This window comes from Nitrospirillum pindoramense, from assembly GCF_007827955.1.
GTDB classification, from domain to species: domain Bacteria; phylum Pseudomonadota; class Alphaproteobacteria; order Azospirillales; family Azospirillaceae; genus Nitrospirillum; species Nitrospirillum amazonense_B.
Map to the genome: position 1 here is coordinate 37,126 of NZ_VITR01000018.1, position 20,725 is coordinate 57,850.

21 protein-coding genes are annotated in these 20,725 nt (G+C 68.1%); 8 read left to right on the forward strand and 13 right to left on the reverse strand.

Annotated features, from left to right (window positions below; genetic code table 11):
- The 8 genes from FBZ90_RS23980 to lgt all read right to left on the reverse strand — a co-directional run bounded on the left by FBZ90_RS23980 (position 1) and on the right by lgt (position 8,290).
- Positions 1-2,265: a TonB-dependent receptor gene (locus tag FBZ90_RS23980; RefSeq protein WP_186456016.1), complete on the reverse strand. Its 2,265-nt coding sequence runs from the start codon at positions 2,263-2,265 to the stop codon at positions 1-3.
- Positions 2,266-2,461: 196 nt separating this feature from the next.
- Positions 2,462-2,899: a DUF2946 family protein gene (locus FBZ90_RS23985; RefSeq protein ID WP_145735595.1), complete on the reverse strand. Its 438-nt coding sequence runs from the start codon at positions 2,897-2,899 to the stop codon at positions 2,462-2,464.
- A gap of 131 nt (positions 2,900-3,030) precedes the next feature.
- The gene (gene pth, locus FBZ90_RS23990) at positions 3,031-3,651 is read right to left on the reverse strand and encodes an aminoacyl-tRNA hydrolase (protein WP_145735597.1); all 621 of its coding nucleotides are present in this window, start codon (positions 3,649-3,651) and stop codon (positions 3,031-3,033) included.
- A 6-nt stretch (positions 3,652-3,657) separates the two neighbouring features.
- A complete protein-coding gene (locus FBZ90_RS23995) occupies positions 3,658-4,266 on the reverse strand; it encodes a 50S ribosomal protein L25/general stress protein Ctc (protein WP_145735599.1) in 609 nt (202 codons plus the stop codon).
- Positions 4,267-4,431: 165 nt separating this feature from the next.
- Positions 4,432-5,364: a ribose-phosphate pyrophosphokinase gene (locus FBZ90_RS24000; protein WP_145735601.1), complete on the reverse strand. Its 933-nt coding sequence runs from the start codon at positions 5,362-5,364 to the stop codon at positions 4,432-4,434.
- 171 nt (positions 5,365-5,535) lie between these two features.
- A complete protein-coding gene (pgeF, locus tag FBZ90_RS24005) occupies positions 5,536-6,336 on the reverse strand; it encodes a peptidoglycan editing factor PgeF (RefSeq protein WP_145735603.1) in 801 nt (266 codons plus the stop codon).
- A gap of 2 nt (positions 6,337-6,338) precedes the next feature.
- Positions 6,339-7,487, reverse strand: coding sequence for a class I SAM-dependent methyltransferase (locus FBZ90_RS24010; protein WP_145735605.1), 1,149 nt, complete (start codon positions 7,485-7,487; stop codon positions 6,339-6,341).
- A complete protein-coding gene (gene lgt, locus FBZ90_RS24015) occupies positions 7,487-8,290 on the reverse strand; it encodes a prolipoprotein diacylglyceryl transferase (RefSeq protein ID WP_211102286.1) in 804 nt (267 codons plus the stop codon). The genes FBZ90_RS24010 and lgt overlap by 1 nt, the downstream gene beginning before the upstream one ends.
- Positions 8,291-8,644: 354 nt before the next feature.
- Here lgt and FBZ90_RS24020 point away from each other — a divergent pair, with 354 nt between their 5' ends.
- From FBZ90_RS24020 to FBZ90_RS24040, 5 genes are all read left to right on the forward strand, one after another.
- Positions 8,645-8,974 carry an accessory factor UbiK family protein gene (locus FBZ90_RS24020; protein ID WP_145735606.1) on the forward strand — a complete coding sequence of 110 codons (330 nt, stop codon included), beginning with the start codon at positions 8,645-8,647 and terminating at the stop codon, positions 8,972-8,974.
- A 270-nt stretch (positions 8,975-9,244) separates the two neighbouring features.
- A complete protein-coding gene (locus FBZ90_RS24025; protein ID WP_145735608.1) occupies positions 9,245-9,748 on the forward strand; it encodes a type III secretion system chaperone family protein in 504 nt (167 codons plus the stop codon).
- Positions 9,749-9,827: 79 nt separating this feature from the next.
- Positions 9,828-10,631, forward strand: coding sequence for a pyrroline-5-carboxylate reductase (gene proC / locus FBZ90_RS24030; protein WP_145735610.1), 804 nt, complete (start codon positions 9,828-9,830; stop codon positions 10,629-10,631).
- A 4-nt stretch (positions 10,632-10,635) separates the two neighbouring features.
- Positions 10,636-11,130: a YbaK/EbsC family protein gene (locus FBZ90_RS24035; RefSeq protein WP_145735612.1), complete on the forward strand. Its 495-nt coding sequence runs from the start codon at positions 10,636-10,638 to the stop codon at positions 11,128-11,130.
- A gap of 187 nt (positions 11,131-11,317) precedes the next feature.
- Entirely contained in the window at positions 11,318-11,800 is a 483-nt protein-coding gene (locus FBZ90_RS24040; protein ID WP_145735614.1) for a phasin family protein, read from the forward strand.
- Between the two features lie 110 nt (positions 11,801-11,910).
- Here the strand turns inward: FBZ90_RS24040 and FBZ90_RS24045 are convergent, their stop codons facing one another.
- The 3 genes from FBZ90_RS24045 to FBZ90_RS24055 all read right to left on the reverse strand — a co-directional run bounded on the left by FBZ90_RS24045 (position 11,911) and on the right by FBZ90_RS24055 (position 14,638).
- Positions 11,911-13,308, reverse strand: a complete 1,398-nt coding sequence (locus tag FBZ90_RS24045; protein ID WP_145735616.1) for an ATP-binding protein — start codon at positions 13,306-13,308, stop codon at positions 11,911-11,913.
- 30 nt (positions 13,309-13,338) lie between these two features.
- A complete protein-coding gene (locus tag FBZ90_RS24050) occupies positions 13,339-14,058 on the reverse strand; it encodes a response regulator (protein WP_145735618.1) in 720 nt (239 codons plus the stop codon).
- A gap of 67 nt (positions 14,059-14,125) precedes the next feature.
- Positions 14,126-14,638 (reverse strand): MarR family winged helix-turn-helix transcriptional regulator, encoded by a 513-nt coding sequence (locus tag FBZ90_RS24055; RefSeq protein WP_145735620.1) that lies wholly within the window; start codon positions 14,636-14,638, stop codon positions 14,126-14,128.
- Between the two features lie 242 nt (positions 14,639-14,880).
- Between FBZ90_RS24055 and FBZ90_RS24060 the strand changes: the two genes are divergently transcribed.
- The gene (locus tag FBZ90_RS24060; protein ID WP_145735622.1) at positions 14,881-15,303 is read left to right on the forward strand and encodes an RT0821/Lpp0805 family surface protein; all 423 of its coding nucleotides are present in this window, start codon (positions 14,881-14,883) and stop codon (positions 15,301-15,303) included.
- Positions 15,304-15,426: 123 nt separating this feature from the next.
- Positions 15,427-16,884 (forward strand): serine hydrolase domain-containing protein, encoded by a 1,458-nt coding sequence (locus FBZ90_RS24065; protein ID WP_145735624.1) that lies wholly within the window; start codon positions 15,427-15,429, stop codon positions 16,882-16,884.
- 102 nt (positions 16,885-16,986) lie between these two features.
- Here the strand turns inward: FBZ90_RS24065 and FBZ90_RS24070 are convergent, their stop codons facing one another.
- The gene (locus FBZ90_RS24070) at positions 16,987-17,298 is read right to left on the reverse strand and encodes a hypothetical protein (RefSeq protein WP_145735626.1); all 312 of its coding nucleotides are present in this window, start codon (positions 17,296-17,298) and stop codon (positions 16,987-16,989) included.
- Between the two features lie 578 nt (positions 17,299-17,876).
- Here FBZ90_RS24070 and FBZ90_RS24075 point away from each other — a divergent pair.
- On the forward strand, positions 17,877-19,565 hold the full coding sequence (locus FBZ90_RS24075) for a methyl-accepting chemotaxis protein (RefSeq protein WP_145735628.1): 1,689 nt from the start codon (positions 17,877-17,879) through the stop codon (positions 19,563-19,565).
- 79 nt (positions 19,566-19,644) lie between these two features.
- On the opposite strand, the gene FBZ90_RS24080 is transcribed toward FBZ90_RS24075, so the two are convergent.
- Positions 19,645-20,634: an alpha/beta fold hydrolase gene (locus FBZ90_RS24080; protein ID WP_211102288.1), complete on the reverse strand. Its 990-nt coding sequence runs from the start codon at positions 20,632-20,634 to the stop codon at positions 19,645-19,647.
- Positions 20,635-20,725 lie beyond the last annotated feature (91 nt).

Sequence of the window (20,725 nt, forward strand, 5' to 3'; positions counted from 1 at the left end):
TCAGAACTTGACGGTCAGGCCGGCATTGAACGACCGCCCGGGGCCAGGCACCGAACCCAGGGGCGTGGTGTAGTTGGCGGCCCGCCAGTCGCCATAGTCGATGCCGCCCAGCGGCAGGGCATAGGCCTTGTCCATCAGGTTCTCGATGGCGAAGTCCACCCGCACGTCCCCCCAGGTGTAACTACCGCGCAGGTTCACCAGAGTGTAGCCGGGCGTGGTGGGCTCCCGCAGCAGGCGGTCGACCTGCGTCTTGGCGTCGACCATCTGCACCTCCACCGTCCCGTGCCAGCCGCCCAGGGTGTGGTCCAGGGCGATGCGGCCGTTCAGGGGCATCATGTGGTAGAGGCCATCCTCGTCCGACACCGTCTGGCCCCGGACCCAGCCCAGCACGCCGCTGAGGCCGATGGCGCCATACCGGACGTCACGCCAGACGGTGGCCTGGCCCGACAGGTCCACGCCATAGGTGCGGGCGTCACGGTTGGCGAACATGACCTTGGCGAAGGGAACGCCGTTGGAGACCACCGGGGCCAGCAGGCGCTGGCTGATATAGTCCTCGATATAGCTGTAGTGGGGCGTCAGCCGGATTTCCCAGGCCGGGGGCGCCGCTGCGCCATCGGCGGCGGGGGCCGCATGCCAGCTGAAGGAGGCGCTGACGGTGTTGGCGACCTCGGGCTTCAGGTCCGGATTGCCGACGTAGTAGTTCCCGTCGCCATTCCAGGTGATCATGCTGCTGGCCATGTTGCCCGTGGACCAGGCATAGCGCTCATACAGGTTGGGGGAGCGGCTTTTGCGGGCATAGCCCAAATCGACCGTCGCCTGATCGTCGATGGCGTAGCGCAACTCCGCCGTGGCATCGACATTCGCGTCCGTGCGGGCGCGGTCGCGGGCGTTGAAGGCGGCGGCGTTGGCGGCGTAGCTGGCGTTGTATCCCGACACGGTGCCGGTGTTCGTCCACACCGTGTCATTACGCAGGCCGGCCAGGGTGCTCCAGCCGCCACCCCAGGTCCGCTCCCATTCCACGAAGGTGCCCAGGCGGTCGCGTGTGCCGCCGTTGATGGTGTGGAAGGTGTTGGGCCCCATCATCATGGCCATCATGCCCCCCACCGGCGGCCACCAGTCATCCAGGGCATAGTGGTGGAACTCGCTGCCCACCCTTAGCGTGTCGGTGGCGCCGAGCGGAATGTCGGCCTTCACGGTGTAGCCTTCGGCGTTGGACCGGGTGTTCATGGGCATGCCGCCGCCATCCGAACCGCCCTTGTCCTCCAGGAAGTTCATGGCGTGGCGCACACGCTGCCAATAGGCGGTGGCATCCAGGCTGCCCCAGGCGAAGCCGGCCTTGTAGTGCGCGTCGACCGAGGTGCCGCGGTTGTCGGTCATGTCCATGCGCTGGTTGGCGAAGCCCTCGTAAGGCGTGTACTGCACGCCGCCGCGGACCTCCAGCACGCCATCGTCGCCCACCCGGGCCGCCAGGCTGAGCGTGTGGCTTTGGGTTTCGAACAGGGTGGAGTTGACGTCCTTTCCGTCGCCGCCGCGGGCGTAGTCGCCGCCCCGGCTCCATGACCCGGCATAGCCCACGACATAGCGATCGGTCGCGGCGGACAGGTGGCCGCCCACGGTCGTGCCATTGTTCACGCTGCGAAAGGCCGTGGACACGTCGCCGTGCACGGCCATGCCTTGGCCCTCACCAGCGAACTGCGGCTCCGGCGTGGTGACGGCGATGGTACCGCCGATGTTGTCACCGCCCCGGCTGACGGGCGTCACCCCCGCCAGTACGTCGATGGCGCCCACATCGCCGGGGGCGATGTAGGACAGGGCCGGGTTCATATGGTTGGGGCAGGACGCGGCGACCGGCACGTTGTTGACCAGGGTCAGCACCCGGTCGTCCGCCAGGCCCCGGAGGACCGGGAGGCTGGAGATGCCGCCGGCCCCATAAAGGGAGACGCCGGGCAGGCCGGAGAGCAGGGCGGCGGTATCGGGGGTGGCGGTTCGGCGGTCGGCGATGGCCTGGCTGCTGAGGTGGCCATCGGCGGACGGGACGGACATGCCACCGGCCGCGAACTCCGTATCCACGTCGATGGCGGGCAGGGCGACGGCGGGGGTCTTTCCTTCGGCCGCCGCCTGCTGGGCCACCGCGGTGGCCGGCAGCCACGGCAGGGCACCGGCCATCAGGGCCAGGGCCGATACCCGGATCAAAGGGGCGGAGGCGCGGGGGCGACGCGACGGAGCAGGGCGCCCGGTGGGGGCGCTGGAAACGATGAATGACATTCGTGTAGCCAATCCGAAAAGGGCGGCGGACTCCGGGTGCCGGCGGCCGGCAAGGTTCCAGCGGCGCGCCCCGTCATGGGGCGCGTCCGGACATGCACCGCCGCGCGCGGGACCCGGCACGGGCCGCGACTGGGAAGGACCGCACCGGCCCATCCCTCGGTCGAGGGATGGTGGAAGCGGTATCGATGGGGGTGGGTCAGGCCCGGGCCGGTGGGCCCCGGGGATAGGCGGACTGGCGGTAGGGGGCGGCCCCCGCCAGGCTGACGGCCGCGGCCATATCCAACCGGCCCGCGAGCCGGGGCAGGGGCAGGAACACGGGGGGCGGCAGGGCCATGCCGCCGTGCAGGAAGGGCAGGCAGTAGGCGCAGAATGGCTGGGCATGGCCGCCGGCCCCATGACGGGACGCGTCACCGCCCTTATGCCCGCTAGCCTTTTGTTCATGGGCCGGTGATGCCGGGCCGCAGAGGATGTAGGCGGTGTCCGGATCGGCGGGCGACGCCCGCACGCGCAACGGCAGCACGCCCGCGGCCATCACGTCGATGGCCAGCAGCGCCAGCGTCAGCCAGGCGATCAGGCGCCGGCCGCTGTCGCGGCGCGCCCGGTCCAGCCGGTTATGTGCGGTGCGTCGTGTCATGCCCCCGATCCATCGGAGGACTTTCCAGGGCCATGGCCGTCAAGTCAACGCGGGGGTGATCACGGCAGCCACGCCGGCGCGTGGCGGCGTTGGTTGATCCATGTCGTTGACGGGGACGTTGACGGGGGAGCTTAGCGGGGCTCGCCTGGGGATGTCTTGGGCGCGGCTTGCTTCGCCGGCTTGGGCGGCTGCGTCACCAGGGCGATGCGGCTCTGGAATTTCTCCGCCTCGCCATCGGTCATCAGGCCAAAGTCGGCGACGATGGCGTCCAGAAAGGGAACCAGCCAGGTCTGATCGGCCTTGGCGAAATTGGACAGCACCCAGCCATGCACCAGGTTCTTGTCCCCCGGATGGCCGATGCCCAGGCGTATCCGCCAATAGTCCTTGCCGATATGGTCGTCGATGGAGCGCAGGCCGTTGTGGCCGCCGTGGCCGCCGCCCTTCTTGGCGCGCAGCTTGCCCGGCGGCAGGTCCAGTTCGTCATGCAGGACGATGACCTGATCAGGCGTCATCTTGTAGAACCGCATCGCCTCCCCGACCGATTGGCCGGACAGGTTCATGAAGGTCTGCGGTTTCAAAAGGTAAACTTTTTCGGGGCCGATCTGCCCCTCGGTGATCAGCCCCTGGAAGCGCTTCTTCCAGGGGCCGAACCGATGGCGGTGGGCGAGTTCGTCCACCGCCATGAAGCCGACGTTGTGCCGGTGGTGCGCATATTCCGGGCCAGGGTTGCCCAGACCGACCACCAGCCGCATCGTCTATCAGGCCTCGGCAGCCGCCGCCGCGTTCTCTTCGGACTTCAAGCCCGAGGGAGCGGCGATGGTGGCGACGGTGAAGTCGCGGTCGGTGACGACCAGGCTGGTGCCTTCCGGCAGCTTCACGGAGCTGATGTGGATGGAGTCACCCACGTCAAAGCCATCCAGGGCGACCGTCAGGTGCTCCGGAATGTCATTGGCGCGGACGTGCATCTCCACCTCGTGGCGGACGATGTTCAGCACGCCGCCACGCTTCAGGCCGGGGCTGGCGTCGTGGCCCGTGAACTCCACCGGGACCTTCACGATGATCTCGGTGGTGTCGCTGACGCGCAGGAAGTCGACGTGCAGGGGACGGTCGGTCACCGGGTCGAACTGGACGTCGCGCGGCAGGGTGCGGGTGGTCACGCCGTCGACGGTGATGTCGTACAGGTGCGTGAAGAAGCCCGGCTTGTGCAGCACGCGGGTGAAATGGACGGCCTCGAGCGAGATCGCCACAGGCTTTTCCTTGTTGCCGTAGATCACGGCAGGGATGCGGCCATCGCGGCGGGTCTGACGGGCGGTCCCCTTGCCTGCCCCGTTCCGCGCCTCGGCGGCGAACGCAATAATCTGGGTCATGGGTTAACTCCTTACATCAATGCGCCAGCCTCCAGGGGTGCTGAGCGCGGTCGGAATGCGCGGGTGTATGCGCGCGCCGGTCCGGAGTCAAGCCACTGAGTCAAGAAGGCGGCCATGAGGCCGCCTTCTTGCGTGCTTGGCACGGTCGCCGGCTACGGCGACGGTTCAGTCGAACAGCGAGGAAACCGACCGCTCGTTGCTGATGCGCTCGATGGCCTCGGCGATCAGGGGGGCGACGGTCAGGTGGCGGACATTGCGCGACACGCGCACGGCCTCGGTCGCCTGGATGCTGTCGGTGGTGATCAGCGCTTCCAGCGGGGACTGGGCCACGCGGGCCACGGCGCCGCCGGACAGCACGCCATGGGTGACGTAGGCGCGCACGGACTTGGCGCCCCGTTCCTTCAGGGCCACGGCGGCGTTGCACAGGGTGCCGGCGCTGTCGACGATGTCGTCGACCAGGATGCAGTCACGGCCGTTGACGTCACCGATGACGTTCATCACTTCCGACACGCCGGCGCGCTCACGCCGCTTGTCGATGATGGCCAGGTCGGCGTCCAGGCGGTTGGCGATGGCGCGGGCGCGCACCACACCACCGACGTCGGGCGAGACGATCATCAGGTTCTGGCGGCCCATGGTGGCTTCGATGTCCTGCACGAACACCGGGGCGGCCACCAGGTTGTCGGTGGGGATGTCGAAGAAGCCCTGGATCTGGCCGGCGTGCAAATCCATGGTCAGCACGCGGTTGGCACCGGCGGTGGTGATCAGGTTGGCGACCAGCTTGGCCGAGATCGGGGTGCGGGGACCGGTCTTGCGGTCCTGGCGGGCGTAGCCGTAGTAGGGCAGCACCGCCGTGATGCGCCGGGCCGAACCACGACGCAGCGCGTCGATGGTGACCAGCAGCTCCATCAGGTTGTCGTTGGCGGGGTAGGAGGTGGACTGGATGACAAAGACGTCCTCGCCGCGGACGTTCTCCAGGATTTCCACGAAGACTTCCATGTCGCTGAAGCGCCGGATGCTGGCCTTCGTCAGCGGAACATTCAGGCAGGCCGAGATGGCCTCGGCAAGCGGATGATTGCTATTGCCGGCGATGAGCTTCATGGGGGCGCTCGTTTAAGTGGGACGTGGGTGACGGCGGGGCGTCTTCATACCTTCATAAAGGCGCGCGGACCATATCAAGCAAGGCTTGGGCTGTAAACCGCCGCCCCCCGCAGTCAGGGCACGGGGGGCATGCGCCCATACGGGGGTGTTTTCGTCTTGCCGCAGGTGGGGTCAGGGGGTGGGGGACAGGGCTATCATGCTGATATGGCGGCCATAATCACCTTCCCGTCGCAACGTGCACCGACGGTAGCTGAAAAACAGGCCCTCTTCCGCGACCGTGTCGTGACCGGTGTGGGAGACGCGGGCCAGGCCACAGCCCGCCAGCCGATGGCCGACATAGCCGCCGATGTCGAACAGGGGATGATCGGCTCTCGGCCCGGGACGGAAGAAGCGCTGGTTGGCGCCGTCGGCCTCCAGGAAGCGCGCCTCGAACTCCGGCCCCACCTCATAAGAGTCGGCGCCGATATGCGGGCCGACGCCGGCAACGATACGGGCCGGATCGGCGCCCAAGGCGGCCATGGCCTGGACGGTCGCCTCCAGCACGCCGGTGAACGCCCCCTTCCAGCCGGCATGGGCGGCACCCACCACCCCGGCTGTCGAGTCGGCGAACAGCACGGGCACGCAATCAGCGGTCAGGATGCCCAGCGCGATGCCGCGCTGGCGCGTGACCAATGCGTCGGCCTGGGGCGCGTCCTCCCGCGCCCACGGCTGCTCCACCGTCACCACGGTAGGGCTATGCACCTGATAGACGGTGACCAAGCTTTCCGGCCCCAGGCCCAGGTCGCCGGCGCAGCGCGCCCGATTTTCCGCCACGGCAGCGGCATCGTCGTTCGATCCGAAACCGACGTTGCGTCCGGCGTAAAGCCCGGTGGACACCCCGTCGCGCCGGGTGAAATAGCCGTGGCGGACGCCGGGCAGGTCCAGCGCGTCCAGGGTCAGGTAGGGGCGGTCGGCGGGGATGGGGGCGGTCATGATCAGCCTTCGCTGGGTTCGAAGCCGGCGGGTGGGGGCGCGCCCGGACTGGTCAGGGCCAGGGCCTTGAACAGCCGGCCCATCTGGTCGGGATGCGTCAGCCGGTCCAGCGCCAGGTCGATGGCGTGGGCCTGCGGGGACGTGGCGCCCCGCTTCAAGGCGCCGGCGCGCTGCTGGATGCCCAAACGGTGCAGCAGGGCGCCCTGCTCGACAATGCCATGGGACTGGGCGCCGACCGCCACCGCCGTGGCGGCCAGGGTGCGGAAATCGACATGGGCCGTCAGGTCGGCCTGGCCGGGGTCCTCCAGGACGGCGGCGTAGGCGTGCCCCCGCACCGCCTGCAGCGTGTCGCCCTGCGGCGGGGCGTCATAACCATAGTCCACCACCAGGGCGGCGCCGGGATGGGCCGCCAGGCGGCGCCCGATCTCACCCACCACCGTCAGGGCGGCCGGGCAGATCTCTACCACGCTGCCGGGGGCCGCGGCGCGCAGGTCGGGCGGCACCAGCAGCTCCGCGCCGCCGGTGGCGTCCAGCGCCCAGGCGAAGCGGACGGCGTCCGCGTCCCAGGTGACGCACCGCTCCGCCCAGCCGCGCTCCGTCTTCTGCAACTGGCGGATGGGCAGGGCGTCGAAGAACTCGTTGGCCAGCAGCAGCAGTGGTCCCTCGGGCACCGACTCCAGGCTGTCGGCCCAGGCGATGGGATGGGGCGGCCGGGCGGTGACGGGCAAGGCCGACAGGGCGACCCGCTGCCGTTCCCGCAGCGCCGGGCTGGTTTCCACCATGTGCACCCGCAGTGCCGCGGTCAGCCCGGGGACGCGGGCCATGGCGCGCAGCGCGTCGGCCATCAGGGTGCCGCGCCCGGGCCCCAGTTCCACCAGGTGAACCGCCCCGGGCGAACCCAGGGTCAGCCAAGCCTGGGCGCACCACAGGCCCAGCAGTTCCCCGAACATCTGGCTGATTTCCGGTGCGGTGGTGAAATCGCCGCCGGCGCCCAGCGGGTCGCGGGTGGTGTAATAGCCCAGGGTGGGATGGCCCAGCGCCTCGGCCATGAAGGTGGAGAGGCGCAAGGGCCCCTCGCGTCCGATGCGGTGGATGAGATGATCGGTCAGCGTGGCCGGGGTCTCGCCGGCTAGGGGGCTGGCGCCGGGCATCAGGCCGCCGCCGGCACGCGGCGGCGGGCCAGGGCCACCAGGGCGATGCCGATCAGCGCCATGGGCACGGACAGGATCTGGCCCATGGTGACGCCGCCGCCCAGCAGGAACCCGACCTGCACGTCGGGTTCGCGGAAGAACTCGGCGGTGATGCGGCACAGGGCGTAGCCGATGAGGAAGGCGCCGCTCAGCGTGCCCGTCCGGTCCCGCACCGAGGGCACGCGCGACAGCAGGAACAGCACGGTGAACAGCACGATGCCCTCCAGCCCGGCCTCATACAGCTGGCTGGGGTGGCGGGGCAGGTCGTCGGCATGGGGGAAGACCATGCCCCAGGGCACATCGGTGGGACGGCCCCACAGCTCTCCGTTCACGAAATTGGCCAGGCGGCCCAGGAACAGGCCGATGGGGGCGGCCACGGCGGCCAGGTCGCCCAGGGCCAGCGGGTTGAAGCCGCGCCGCCGGGCGAAGAGCAGGATGGCCAGGGCCACGCCGGTCATGCCGCCATGGAACGACATGCCGCCGTTCCAGACCTTCAGCATGTCCAGCGGGTGCTGCAGGTAGAAATCCAGGTTGTAGAACAGGATGAAGCCGAGCCGGCCGCCCGCCAGCACCCCCACCACCGCCCAGACCAGGAAATCGTCCAGCTCCAGCGGGGTGGGGCGGCTGTTCATGCGCCGCGCCATGCCCAGCGCCAGGCGATAGCCCAGCGTCACGCCCACGATGTAGGCCAGCGCGTACCAGCGCAGGGCGAAGGGGCCGATCTCCACGATCGTGGGGCTGATGTTGGGAAAGGCGAGGGCCATGATGCTGCGGATATCCCCGTGGACGGTCTCTTCCGGCTCTGGGCCATGGTGGGTGGGCGGCGGCTCTTGTGCCGGACGATCCCCGTTCCCACATGGCCAGGACCGTTGGGAAGTTGTGGGCCTGACTGTCGGCTTTATAGGGGGACCGCGCCGGGGTCGCAACCGGCCCCCGTAGGATGGCCCCTCCAAGGTGCTGTTGCGCCTGCGAACGTGGACGGCGATAATGGCGTCTTGATGGCCGCGCGCCAGCCTGTCCCGCCCCTCCATCGGGTCCCCGCCGCATCGGGTTCCCATGGGGTGGGAATGAGGGGGCGGGAATGGACGCGCCGGCGATATTGCTTAAGGATTGAGGCGATGCAGGTGGACAACAAGGTGCTGGACGATTTGGCCCGCGTGGCCGGTGGTGCCGTCGGTGCCGTGGCCGGGCTGAAGAATGAGGTCGAGGGCCATGTGCGCCAGCGCCTGGAGCGCATGCTCAGCGGCCTGGACATGGTCCGTCGCGATGAGTTCGAGGCCGTGAAGGAAATGGCCGCCCGCGCCCGCGCGCAGGAGGATGAGATCAACCGCCTGCTGGCCCTGCAGCAGGCGCTGCTGGATCGCGTGACCCACCTTGAGTCGGTGGTGGCCAAGGCCGCGGCCAAGGCGGACGACGCCGGTGCCGCCAACGCGGACAGCCCCGCCTAACCGGCCGATAGTGATCGGAAGGGGTGCCCCACGGCCCCCCGCCCCGGTTCCCAGCCGTCCATCGGCCTCGGGGCCAAGCCGGCGGAAAGGAGGCCGTGGTGGGCGGTAGAAGACGGTTGCGGGGGCGGTTGTCCTCTGGCACCGTACCCCTGGTAGCTCCCACGCCCGGCAGCACCAGATTTTGTTTTACAGGGGGTCCGGAAAAGCCGGGTTCCCGCGCCGGGTGGGATGGGTCGTCCCTTGCCATCGCGCGCGACAGGAGGGCGTATCATGTCGGCACTCGCCGTCGAGACTAGCAGCACCACCCATAATCCCCTCGATATCGTCGAGGAGATCGTCACGGCCAACGAATGGCCATTCGAGCGCGCCAGCGAAGACGAGATGATCGTCGAGATCAACGGCCGGTGGTGCGACTACCGGCTGTTTTTCGTTTGGCAGAACGAAGTCAGCGCCATGCAGTTCTCCTGCCAGTTCGACATGAAGGTGCCGCCGGCCCGCAAGCTGGCCGTCACCGAGCTGCTGGCCGAGGTGAACGGCAAGATGTGGCTGGGTCATTTCGACGTGTGCAGCGAAGAGCATACGCCCATGTTCCGCCAGACATTGCTGCTGCGCGGGACCCGCGCGGCCAGCGTGGAACAGGTCGAGGATCTGGTCGAGATCGCGGTGGCGGAGTGCGAGCGCTACTACCCCGCGTTCCAGTTCGTCATCTGGGGCGGTAAAAGTGCCGCGGACGCCGTGTCCGCCGCCATTCTGGACACGCTCGGCGAAGCTTGATACAGCCCACACCCCGTGACCTTGGTTTGCCAGTGACTTTTGACCTCGGTTTGACTGCATTGAGGACGATGGGGCGGGGATGACGGCGGTTGATCTATTGTTGGTGGGCTGCGGCAAGATGGGCGGCGCCATGCTTGCCGGATGGCGGGCCGCCGGGACCGTCCGCCGCGTTGTCATCGTCGATCCGGCCGCGGAGGCCGCGCCGGAAGGGGCCATGCTCGTCGCCGACCCGGCCCAGATTCCCGCCGACTTCGCCCCGGATGCCGTCGTGCTGGCGGTGAAACCCCAAATGATGGACCAGGCCCTGCCGGCCTATGTGCCGTATGCCGGCCGTGCCGTGTTCCTGTCCATCGCCGCCGGCAAGACCATCGCCTATTTCCAGAAGGTGCTGGGGCAGGGAACGGCCCTGGTGCGGGCCATGCCCAACACGCCGGCGGCCGTGGGACGCGGCATTTCCGGCGCTTACGCCACGCCCGCCGTTTCGCCGGCCCAGCGCGACCTGTGCCAAAGCCTGCTGAGCGCGGTGGGCGAGGTGGTCTGGGTCGCGGAGGAAGGTCTGATCGATGCCGTGACCGCGGTGTCCGGCAGCGGCCCCGCCTATGTTTTCCATCTGGTGGAGGCCCTGGCCGCCGCCGGGGCGGCGGCGGGACTGCCGCCCGACCTGGCCCTGCGTCTGGCGCGCGCCACCGTCACCGGTGCCGGCGAGCTGCTGCACCGGAACCCCGGCACCACCGCCACCCAGCTGCGCATCAACGTCACCAGCCCCAAGGGCACGACCCAGGCGGCGCTGGATGTTCTGATGGACGAGGCGCAGGGGCTGACGCCGCTGATGGTCCGCACCGTCGCCGCGGCGGACCGGCGGTCGCGGGAACTGGCGGGCTGACACCATGGCCGGCCCTCTCAGCCCCAGTGCGCAAAAGATCCAGAACCTGCTGAACGACCTCGGCCAGCCCATCCATGTGGTGGAATTCGCCGCCACCACCCGGACGGCGGCCGAGGCGGCAGCGGTAATCGGTTGCGATGCAGCACAAATCGCCAAGTCAATTGTTTTTCGCACCCGCGAAAAGAACGCGTCCGTCCTGGTGGTCGCATCGGGTGCCACGCGCATCAACGAAGCCTTGGTGGCCAAGGCCTTGGCCGACATCCTCAACGGCGATCGGCTCATGCGGGCGGACCCGGAATATGTGCGATTGACCACCGGTTTCCCTATCGGCGGCGTTCCGCCGCTGGGGCACGCGGTGGCGCCTGTCACATTATTCGATCGGCGTTTGCTGTCATTTCCCACGGTTTGGGCGGCGGCCGGCACCCCCAACGCGGTGTTCGCCATCGCCCCCGACGTCCTGGCCCGGCTCGCCGGCGCCCGGATCGTGGACGTCGCCTAGGCGGAAGGGCCGGCCCTTTTCCCTGGTCTAGCCGGTTCGACCTATGGCGGTGCTTGGCCGTCCCCTACTAACCAAAAGAGTTTATTGTGCGCTGCACAAAAACGATTGACCGGCTGCTCGGCCCAAAGCATTATCCCCCCGGAATTGCCGCACCGCAGCGGCGCAAGCCGTATAGGGATCTGACACTATGGCGACCAATCCGTTCCTCGACTTCGACATGACCAAGTTCTTCGACCCGTCCAAGTTCGCCGAGTTCACGAAGGTGGACTTCAGCAAGACGCTGGCCGACTACAAGGTGCCGGGCATCGACGTCGACGCCTTCGTCTCCGCCCAGCGCAAGAACATCGAGGCCGTGACGGCCGCGAACCAGCTGGCCGTGGAAGGCATCCAGGCCGTCCTGCGCCGCCAGGCCGAAATCCTGCGCCAGAGCCTGGAAGAGACCTCTTCCGTCGTTTCCGACTTCCTGTCGACCGGCACCCCGGAAGACAAGGTCGCCAAGCAGGCCGAGCTGGTGAAGACCGCCTTCGAAAAGGCCCTGGCCAACGTCAAGGAACTGGCCGAGCTGATCGCCAAGTCCAACAGCGAGGCCGCCGACGTGCTGTCCAACCGCGTGCGGGAAAGCATTGAGGAAGTGAAGGCCGCCATCGCCAAGGCCCAGGCCAAGCACTAAGCTTGGTTCCAGCCTCGCGCTGACCGATAGACGGGCGGTCCCTCCGGGGGCCGCCCGTTTTCATTTCGGCGGACCAGCCAGGCGAGGGCAGTGCCAAACCGGGGGAAACGTCAAACCGGCAACCGGATCGCCGCACGCAGGCCGCCCTTGGGGCTATCCTCCAGCAACACGTCGCCCCCGTGGCGGTTGGCGATGTCGCGGGCGATGCCCAGGCCCAGGCCGACGCCGCCGGTGGCCTGGTTGCGTGACCCGTCCAGGCGGTGGAAGGGTCGGAAGACTTCTTCCCGCATCTCTTCGGGGATGCCCGGGCCGTCATCATCGATCAGGACGTAGAGATGGCCGCCCTGGCGTTGCAGGGTCACCCAGGCGCGCCCGGCGTACCGCACGGCATTGCCCACCAAGTTGGCGACGCAGCGGCGGAAGTCGTTGGCGCGCAACGGCACGGTGATGGCGATGTCCGGTAGGCTCAATTCCACCAGCCGGCCCTCGCGCCGGGCGTTGGCAACCACGTCGGCCAGCAGGGCGCCCACATCGGTGGGGGTGGCCGGTTCGGCACCCTCGCCCCGGGCGAAGGCCAGGTAGGCCTCGATCATGCCCTCCATCTCGGCCACGTCCGCCTTCAACTCCTCCACCTCCTGGGCGTCGGGCAGCATGGCCAGTTGCAGCCGCATGCGGGTGAGCGGGGTGCGCAGGTCATGGCTGACCCCGGCCAGCATTTCCGTACGCTGGCTGATCTGCCGCTGGATGCGCTCACGCATCTGCAGGAAGGCGGTCGCGGCCTGCCGCACCTCCGACGCGCCTTCCGGCTTGAAGGCCGGGGTGTCACGCCCCTTGCCGAAAGCCTCCGCCGCGATGGCCAGGCGGCGGATGGGCCGTATCTGGTTGCGCATGAACATGATGGCGACGGTGAACAGCAGCAGCGAGCTGCCGGCCATCCACAGGATGAACACCCAGCTGGTGAAACTGAACAGCCGCCGCTCCGGCGACAGGACGTGCAGCACACCGTCGGGCAGCTGCACGTTGATGCCATACCATTCGTGGGCCACATGGGTGTCGATGGTCCAGGGCCGGCCCACCTTCTCGTCCAGCGCGCGGCCCAGGGTATGTTCCAGGATGCCGAACAGATGCTGACGGTGCCAGTTGGGCAGTCGCTCGCCGGGTTGGAAGGTCACCATCAGGTCGGTGGTCCGGGTCACCATGTCCAGGGTCACGTCCCTGTCCTCCGGCGTCTGGTCCCGGCCCAGCTGTTCGATGACCATGGCGACCTCGCCCGCCACGCCAAAGGCCTGGTTGTTGGTCACCCGCTCCCAATGCTGGTCATAGAAATAGAAGGTGGCGATGGCCTGGGCCAGGATCACCGGCGTGGTGATGATCAGCAGCGAGCGCCCGAACAGGGTGCGGGGCAGCATGCGCTTCACCACCCCCGCCGGGTTGATCACCGGGGGGGCTCCCAGCCCTTGCCTTTGCGGGGTTCGCCGCCGGGGCGCCTGCTCGCGCATCATGCTCATGGGGCGTCCTTCACCAAGTCGGGGTCGGCCTCAATCGGGGCGCAGCACATAGCCTTCTCCCCGCACGGTCTGCAGATACCGCGGCTGGCGGGGGTCGATCTCGATCTTGCGGCGCAGGCGGGTGACCTGCACATCGATGGCGCGGGCGTTGCTGTCGATGCCGGCGCGCCCCAAATCCTCCCGCGTGAAGACGACGCCCGGCTGGGCGGCCAGGGTGCGCAGCAGGCTGGCTTCGCCGCTGGTCAGGCGCACGGTTTCCTCGCCGGAGCGCAGTTCCTCCCGCTCGGCATCGAAGACCCAGCGTCCCAGCCGCACCTCCGCCGCCGCCACGGCCGGCTTGGGCAGGCGGCGCAGGATGGAGGAGATGCGCAGCACCAGCTCGCGCGGCTCGAAGGGCTTGGGCAGGTAGTCGTCGGCTCCCGCCTCCAGGCCGGCGATGCGGTCGTCGGGCTGGCCGTTGGCGGTCAGCAGCAGGATGGGAAGGCCGCCGTCACCATTGCCGCCGTCGCCCCTCAGGGATCGGGTCAGCTCCAATCCCGATTCGCCGGGCATGCGGACATCCAGCACCATGAGGTCGAAGTTCAAGGAGGCCAGCATGCGCCGCGCCGCCGCCGCATCCGCCGCCGCCGACACGATGAATCCGTTTTGCGACAGATAGCGGCGCAACGCCTCGCGCAGGCGGTCGTCGTCATCGACCACCAGGATGTGGGGCTGTTCTTCGGGCAGGGCTTGCTGCTGCGTCGTGGTCATGGCCGGAGGCGATCCCTAACGGTCGGGGGGGCAGCATAGCACAGGGGCGTTCCGCGGCGCTGATCGCTTAGCGCTTGGCCAGCGCCGCCAGCGGCGCCCGGGGCTGGGCGAACTTGTCCCGGTCGGCGTCGTCCATGATGCCGACCATCACCTTGCGGAAGCCCTCCACCGCCTCCGCCCCCGCCCGGCGATAGGCGCGGGCGATCAGCTGCCGCTGCGGTTCGGACAGCTGGCGCTCCAGCTCCTGGCCCTTGGGCGTCAGGTCCAGCAACCGCTGGCGCCGGTCGCGGGTGCCCTGCCGTTGCACGATGTACTCCTCGCGCACCAGATCCTGCAGGACGCGCGACAGGCTTTGCTTGGTGATGCGCAGGATGCCCAGCAAGTCGGTCACCGTGATGTTGGGGTGGCGGCCCACGAAATAGATGACACGATGGTGCGCCCGGCCCAGCCCGATCTTCTCCAGCATGGTGTCGGGTTCGGCGGTGAAGTCGCGGTAGGCGTAGAACAGCATCTCCATCGCCTGCCGCAACTCCTCCTCCCTGAGGAAGAGAGGGTTCACACCGGTCTTCATGTCGGTCATGCGGTACAGGCTTTCGGTACTGTCACAGGCAAGGGCCGCATTATGCCAGTTACGCCTGTGAAGGGGAGGGGATTCACGCCGTGCTTCCAGGGCGTGCGCCTCTGGCTTTCGGTGGACTGGCTTCGGCGGGGATTGCGCGGCGGGTGCCACCTTTGGCAAAAGGGGCGCTCAATCGGGGCATCGCCGATGTCGAGGCGTGACTCGGGCGGGGGCGTGACTCAAGGGAATGCAGGAGCCAAGGGATGAAGATGAAGCTGTCGGTCGCGGGGCTGATGCTGCTGGCGTTGGCGGGTTGCGCCGCCAAGCCCGATGACAAGCCCGCGGCGCCGCCCGCGCCGCCCCCCGTCGAGGCGCCCAAGCCGCCGCCCACGGACATCACGCTGGAGCCCAGCGACCTGACGGCGCTGCAGACGGCGCTGAAGGAGGCGACGGGCAAGCCCATCCAGGAAACCATCACCTGGACGAATCCGGAGACGGGACGTCAGGGCACGGTGAAAATGCTGCGCGACGGTTTCGATGCCAAGAACCGCCCGTGCCGGGAGTTCCACTCCGTGGTGTTCCAGGGCCAGCTGTTCCGCCACCAGACCGGCTTCATCTGCCGGCAGCCGGATGGCAGCTGGGAGGTGGTCGACGGTGTCGACTATCCGGTCCGCGAACGCAAGTAAGGCGGCCTCCGCCGACTCTCGCTGCCTTGGCCGTGCCATAGTCGCGGCCAAGGCTCATGCCTGAGTTCGTGTCGGGGCGCACCCCGGGGCGGACCCATCCGCCTCCGGGAGCGTTGCTTACCAATGTCCCAGTCACCGAAATCGGGGCCCCGTCCATCCGGCTCCGCCAAATCCAAACCCACCTCTTCCGGGCCGGCGGGCTTGGGCCGGGCGGCGCTGCTGCTCGTTCCGGTCGCGGCCCTGGCCATCGGGGGCGGCCTGTTGCTGGCCCATTGGGGCAAGCATGGCGACTCGTCGGCTCCACCCCCGTCCCCGCCGCCCCCGGTGGCGGCCGAACCGCCGGCGCCTCGGGGCCCGGTGACGGTCGAGGTGGCTGGGGGGGATGGTCCCATCCTCACGGTGGCTTCACCCGACGACCGCCAGATTTCGGATGAGGGACTGAAGGCCCTCCATGCGTTCGAATCCACCACCGGCACCACCGCGCTGCTGGTCTGGTATCGCGGCGCCCTGCAAGTGGAGGATTACGGCCCCGGTATCCGGCCAGCCGACCTGATGGAGGGCGCCGGCTTGCAAGCCGGCGTGTTGACCTTCCTCACCGGCAAGGCCATCCAGGATGGCTTCCTCACCTCCGCCGACCAGCCGCTGGGCCAGATCTTTCCCGACTGGAAGGACGACCCCCGGGGCCGCATCACCGTGCGCGACCTGCTGGTGGGCAGCAGCGGCCTGGGTTTCCCGGCCGGTACCGCCGATGCGCCGGCGGGGAAGGCCGATGCCGGCGCCTGGCTGAAGGGCCTGGTGCTGGAGGCTGAACCCGGCACGCGCTACAAGCCCGCCGAGGAGGAGTTGCAGGTCCTGGCCCTCGTGCTGGAGCGGGCGACCAAGCAGCCGCTGGCGGCTTATATGTCGCAGGCGCTGTGGGGCCCCCTGGGCGCCCGCCCGGCGGAGATGCTGCTCGACGACAGCGGCCGCGCCACGCTGGTTGGGTGTTGCGTCAAGGCGACCGCGCGGGATTGGCTGCGCCTCGGCCTGTTGCTGAAGGATGGCGGCCAGGTGGAAAACCGTCCCGTCATCCCGATGCCCTGGGTCGAGGAGATGCAGCGTCCGACGCTGTTCGCCCGCAACGAGGGCATGCGCATCCGCATAGCCTGGCCACGGGAAAAGGGCGGCCCGATCAAGGCGGCGGAGGCCTTCGCCGAACCCGACACGGTGTTCATGGCGGGGGCCGGCGGCCAGCGGCTGTATGTGTCGAAGGCGGCCGATCTGGTCATCTTGCGTCTGGGCCGCGTGGTGCAGCCTTGGGACGATGCCGCCCTGGTGAATCTGGTTGCGCGCCATTTGGAACGCCCGCCGGAACCAAAACGGACGCCCTATTCCGCCATCGCCGTTCAGCCCCAGGGGCTGGCCATGCCGCCCATCGTCACGCCGCGCAAGCCGCCCGTGGTGGTGACGGTCCCGCTGGATGCGCCGCATCCGCCCGCAGCCCAGGGGCAAGGTGCTGCCCCCGGTGCCAAGCCGGAGATGCCGAAGGCTGCGCCGGTGCCCGGTGCCGGGCCGTCGGACAAAACGCCGCATCGTCCATGAGGCCGCCGTCGAAGCCCGACCCTGCGGTGCGCGTCGGCGACTGTTGGAATTGGTTAACGTGACGGTGGCCCCGCCAAGGGTGCCGGGGCCACCGCCCAGCCATTACTTGGACTTGAACGCCTTCAACTGTTTGTTGAAGTCGCCGGCGAGTTTTTGCATCTGATCGACGGCGTCGTTGTACTTCTTCTGCCAGGTGCCGTTGCCGTTTTTCCCTTCAAACTCCAGGCAACTCATATAGTCCTGGGTTTCGGCCATGAACTTTTTGACCGCGGCCTGGGCGGCTTGCATCTCGGCTTCCGCGGCCTTGCTGCCGTCCGGCACGGACGGGGGCGACCCTAGCGTGCACTCAGCCCGCGCCACACCCGCAACCCCCATTCCAGCCATCAGAACGATGACTGCCACCCGCTTCATCATCTGCACCGACCTCCCAGAGTCTCGTAGTCAACGGTCAAAAGAGAATACCAATCAAAGGTTTAAAGATTGGTTTAAGCATCGTTACCGTCGTGCTGGGCCTAGGCCACGGCCAGCACTTTCCCAGCCAGGCGTGCCATGTCCGGGCACGCCAAAGCCGTTTGGTTATATTTCGGTGACGGCTCCGATGCCCCTGTTCGAATTTTTATTACTTAAAATGTTAAAAGAAACTGCGAGGCATGGCCCTTTTCCCCGTGTTTCGTCTGCCCACACCCGCTACGGCATTGGATTCCGCCGTTTTAACCAAAACCCATCGGTAATGGATCCAGCCTGAAATCCTTTACGGCTTGCGGAAGATGAATTTCAGTCGTTGTCAGCCTTTGCGATGTTAACTGTAGTTGACGTTATAAGTCAGTTTACAGGTCTGCGAAAGCGTGTCTAGGTATTAGCCGAGGCCCCGGTGCTGAGCCATCACCGCGCTGTGAGGTGGGTTCGACGGTGCACATGGGGTTCGGATGGGTGGTCGCGGTCTCGGCGGCGGCAGTGCTGCGGGGCAATGAACAAAGCAGGGGTAGTTGATAATGTCGTATGAGGCGGATGGGATTTTGGGGCGTGTCAGTGGCCTGGTGAAAAAGCCGGAAAATGCCAAGAGCTGGTTCACCATTGGACGCAAGATCGCCCCCGCCGTGGCCATTCCCACGATTATCGGTTTGGGTGCCGTTATTTGGTTAAGCTCCGCCAAGATGCATGAGGCCATGCTGGCCCAGTCCGTGGCGTCCGAGCGGCAGGAAACGGAAATGCTGGCGCAGCAGATGAGCGCCGCCGTCCGCTTCAAGCAGCAGGAATCCATTGCCGACGCCTACACCGAACTGAGCACCCGCGCTGGTGGCAGCCTGGCCGGGGTACGCGTCAACGATACCGACGGCGAATCCCTGGACAGCTTCGACAGCAAGACCCTGCCTGTCTACGCCATCGACAAGGACAAGGAACTGCCCAAGAAGGTCACCGAGACCAAGTCCTTCGACAAGGGTGACCACCTGATCGTCATGGCGCCGGTGAAGGCGGGCGCCAACCATGACCAGGTGGGCACGCTGATCGTGGCGTGGAGCCGCCAGGGCCTGAATGAGGCCATCGCCTCCACCGTCAAGGGCTCGCTGCTGACCGCCGTCGTCGTCCTGGCCGTGCTGGTCGGTTTCCTGGGCGTGCTGCTGCATTTCCTGGTCAGCCGTCCGCTGACCACCCTGCAGACCGCCATGGGCCGCCTGGCCAGCGGCGACCTGTCGGTGGAGATCACCGGCACCGACCGTGGTGACGAGATCGGCGCCATGGCCGGGTCCGTCCAGGTGTTCAAGGACAACGCCATCGAGGTGGAGCGCCTGAAGAAGGTGCAGGAGCAGGCGGAGCGGGAGTCGGCGGAAGAGAAGCGCCGCACCATGAACCGCCTGGCCGATGAGTTCGAAAGCACCGTGAAGGGCGTCGTTGCCCAGGTGTCCGAGGCCGCCGCCCGCATGCAGTCCAGCGCCCAGACCCTGTCCGGTTCGGCCGACGAAAGCCGCAGCCAGGCCGGCGCCGTTGCCGCCGCCACGCAGCAGGCGTCCGCCAACGTCCAGTCGGTGGCCAGCGCCACCGAGGAACTGGCCGGCTCCCTGGCTGAAATTTCCAACCAGGTCAACACCTCCGCCCGCATCGCCAAGGCGGCGGCCTCCACCGCCGAGAAGACGAACGAGACCGTGCAGTCCCTGGCCTCGCGCGCCCAGAGCATTGGCGACGTGGTGAAGCTGATCAGCGACATCGCCAGCCAGACCAACCTGCTGGCGCTGAACGCCACCATCGAGGCGGCCCGCGCCGGTGAGGCCGGCAAGGGCTTCGCGGTCGTGGCCAGCGAGGTGAAGAGCCTGGCCAACCAGACGGCCAAGGCGACAGAGGAAATCTCCGCCCAGATCTCCACCATGCAGGACGCCACCCGCGACGCGGTCGACGCCATCATCACGATTTCCAAGACCATCGCCGAGATCAACGACATCTCCGACATGGTCGCGGGTGCGGTGGAGGAGCAGGACGCGGCGACCAAGGAAATCGCCCGCAACGTCCAGCAGGCCTCCATGGGCACCATGGAAGTGTCGCGCAACATCGGCTCGCTGCAGCACGCGGCCGAGGACACCGGCAAGTCGGCCAACCAGGTGCTGGGTGCCGCCACCGGCCTGTCCCAGCAGTCCGACACCCTGTCTGGCCAGGTGGACCGCTTCCTGCAGCAGGTCCGCGCCGCGTAAGCACTCAGTCAGGTTTTAAACAAAACCCCCGCGGGAGCGATCCCGCGGGGGTTTTTGTATGGGCGGGCGGATCGCGACGTCAGGCCGAAATCCCCCAAAGTTTCCGGGCCTCCTCCGCGATCACGTCCGGATATTCCTCGGGAAAGAACAGCTTGGCCTGGGGCAGATGGCGGACGCCCTGGCAATTGGGCAGGACGCCGGCCAGGTAGTCGCCGCCGGCGGGGTCGAAGATGGTGTCGGCCGCACCCCAGACGATGCGCGCCGGCGCCGCCACCCGGCGCAGGTTCTTCTCAATGCCGGCCAGCGGGTTGGGGGTCAGGCCCAGGGTGTAGGCATGCACCAGGTCCTTGCGCCGGGGGCTGCCGACCAGCGGGCCCAGGTAATAGTCGATGGCCTCATCCGTGGGGCGCGAGGGGTCGCTGAAGGTTTGGCCACCCAGGCCCATGGGGCTGCGGGCCAAGTCCTTGTCCGCCACCCAACGCGCCAGCCAGCGGTCGGCGAAGGTGCCGGCCCGCGCCATCTCCAGCACCGGTCGCAGGGCGGGGGGCGGGCTGTCGGGCTCGGTATCGCAGTTGGTCAGCAGCAGGCTGCGCACCCGCTTGGGGTACTGGGTGACGAACAGTTGGGCCACGGCCCCGCCGCTGTCGTTGGCCACGATGTCCACCGCGTTGGCGCCCACACCGTCCAGGAAGGCGGCCAGCATGCGCACCTGGACCAGGGGCGTCACCGCCTGGCCGTCCGGCACGCGGCTGTAGCCCAGCCCCAGGAAGTCGGGCGCCAGGCAGCGGCGGTGGGCCGACAGCCTGTCGATGGCGCCGCGCCATTGAAAGCTGTTCAGGGGGAAGCCGTGCAGGAACAGCGCGTCGGGCCCACGGCCCTGGTCCATGTAGGCGACATGGCCGAAGGGCGTGCCGGCGTAGCGGCGCAAGGCGCGATAAGCGGCGGCGTCCAGCGGCCCGGTGCCGGACAGGGCGGCGGCGCTGGCTCCGGGGGCCCCGAGCGCCATGGTGGCGCCGATCCCGGCCAGGCCGCGCAGGAAATGACGGCGGGCGAACGGTGCGGAGAGCATCTCTCATCCCTCAAGGGAAGGTTGTTCGAATGCCCCAGGGATATCCCTGTATGCGACACGCGGTCGATAACCCGCCAGGTCATGGATTCTT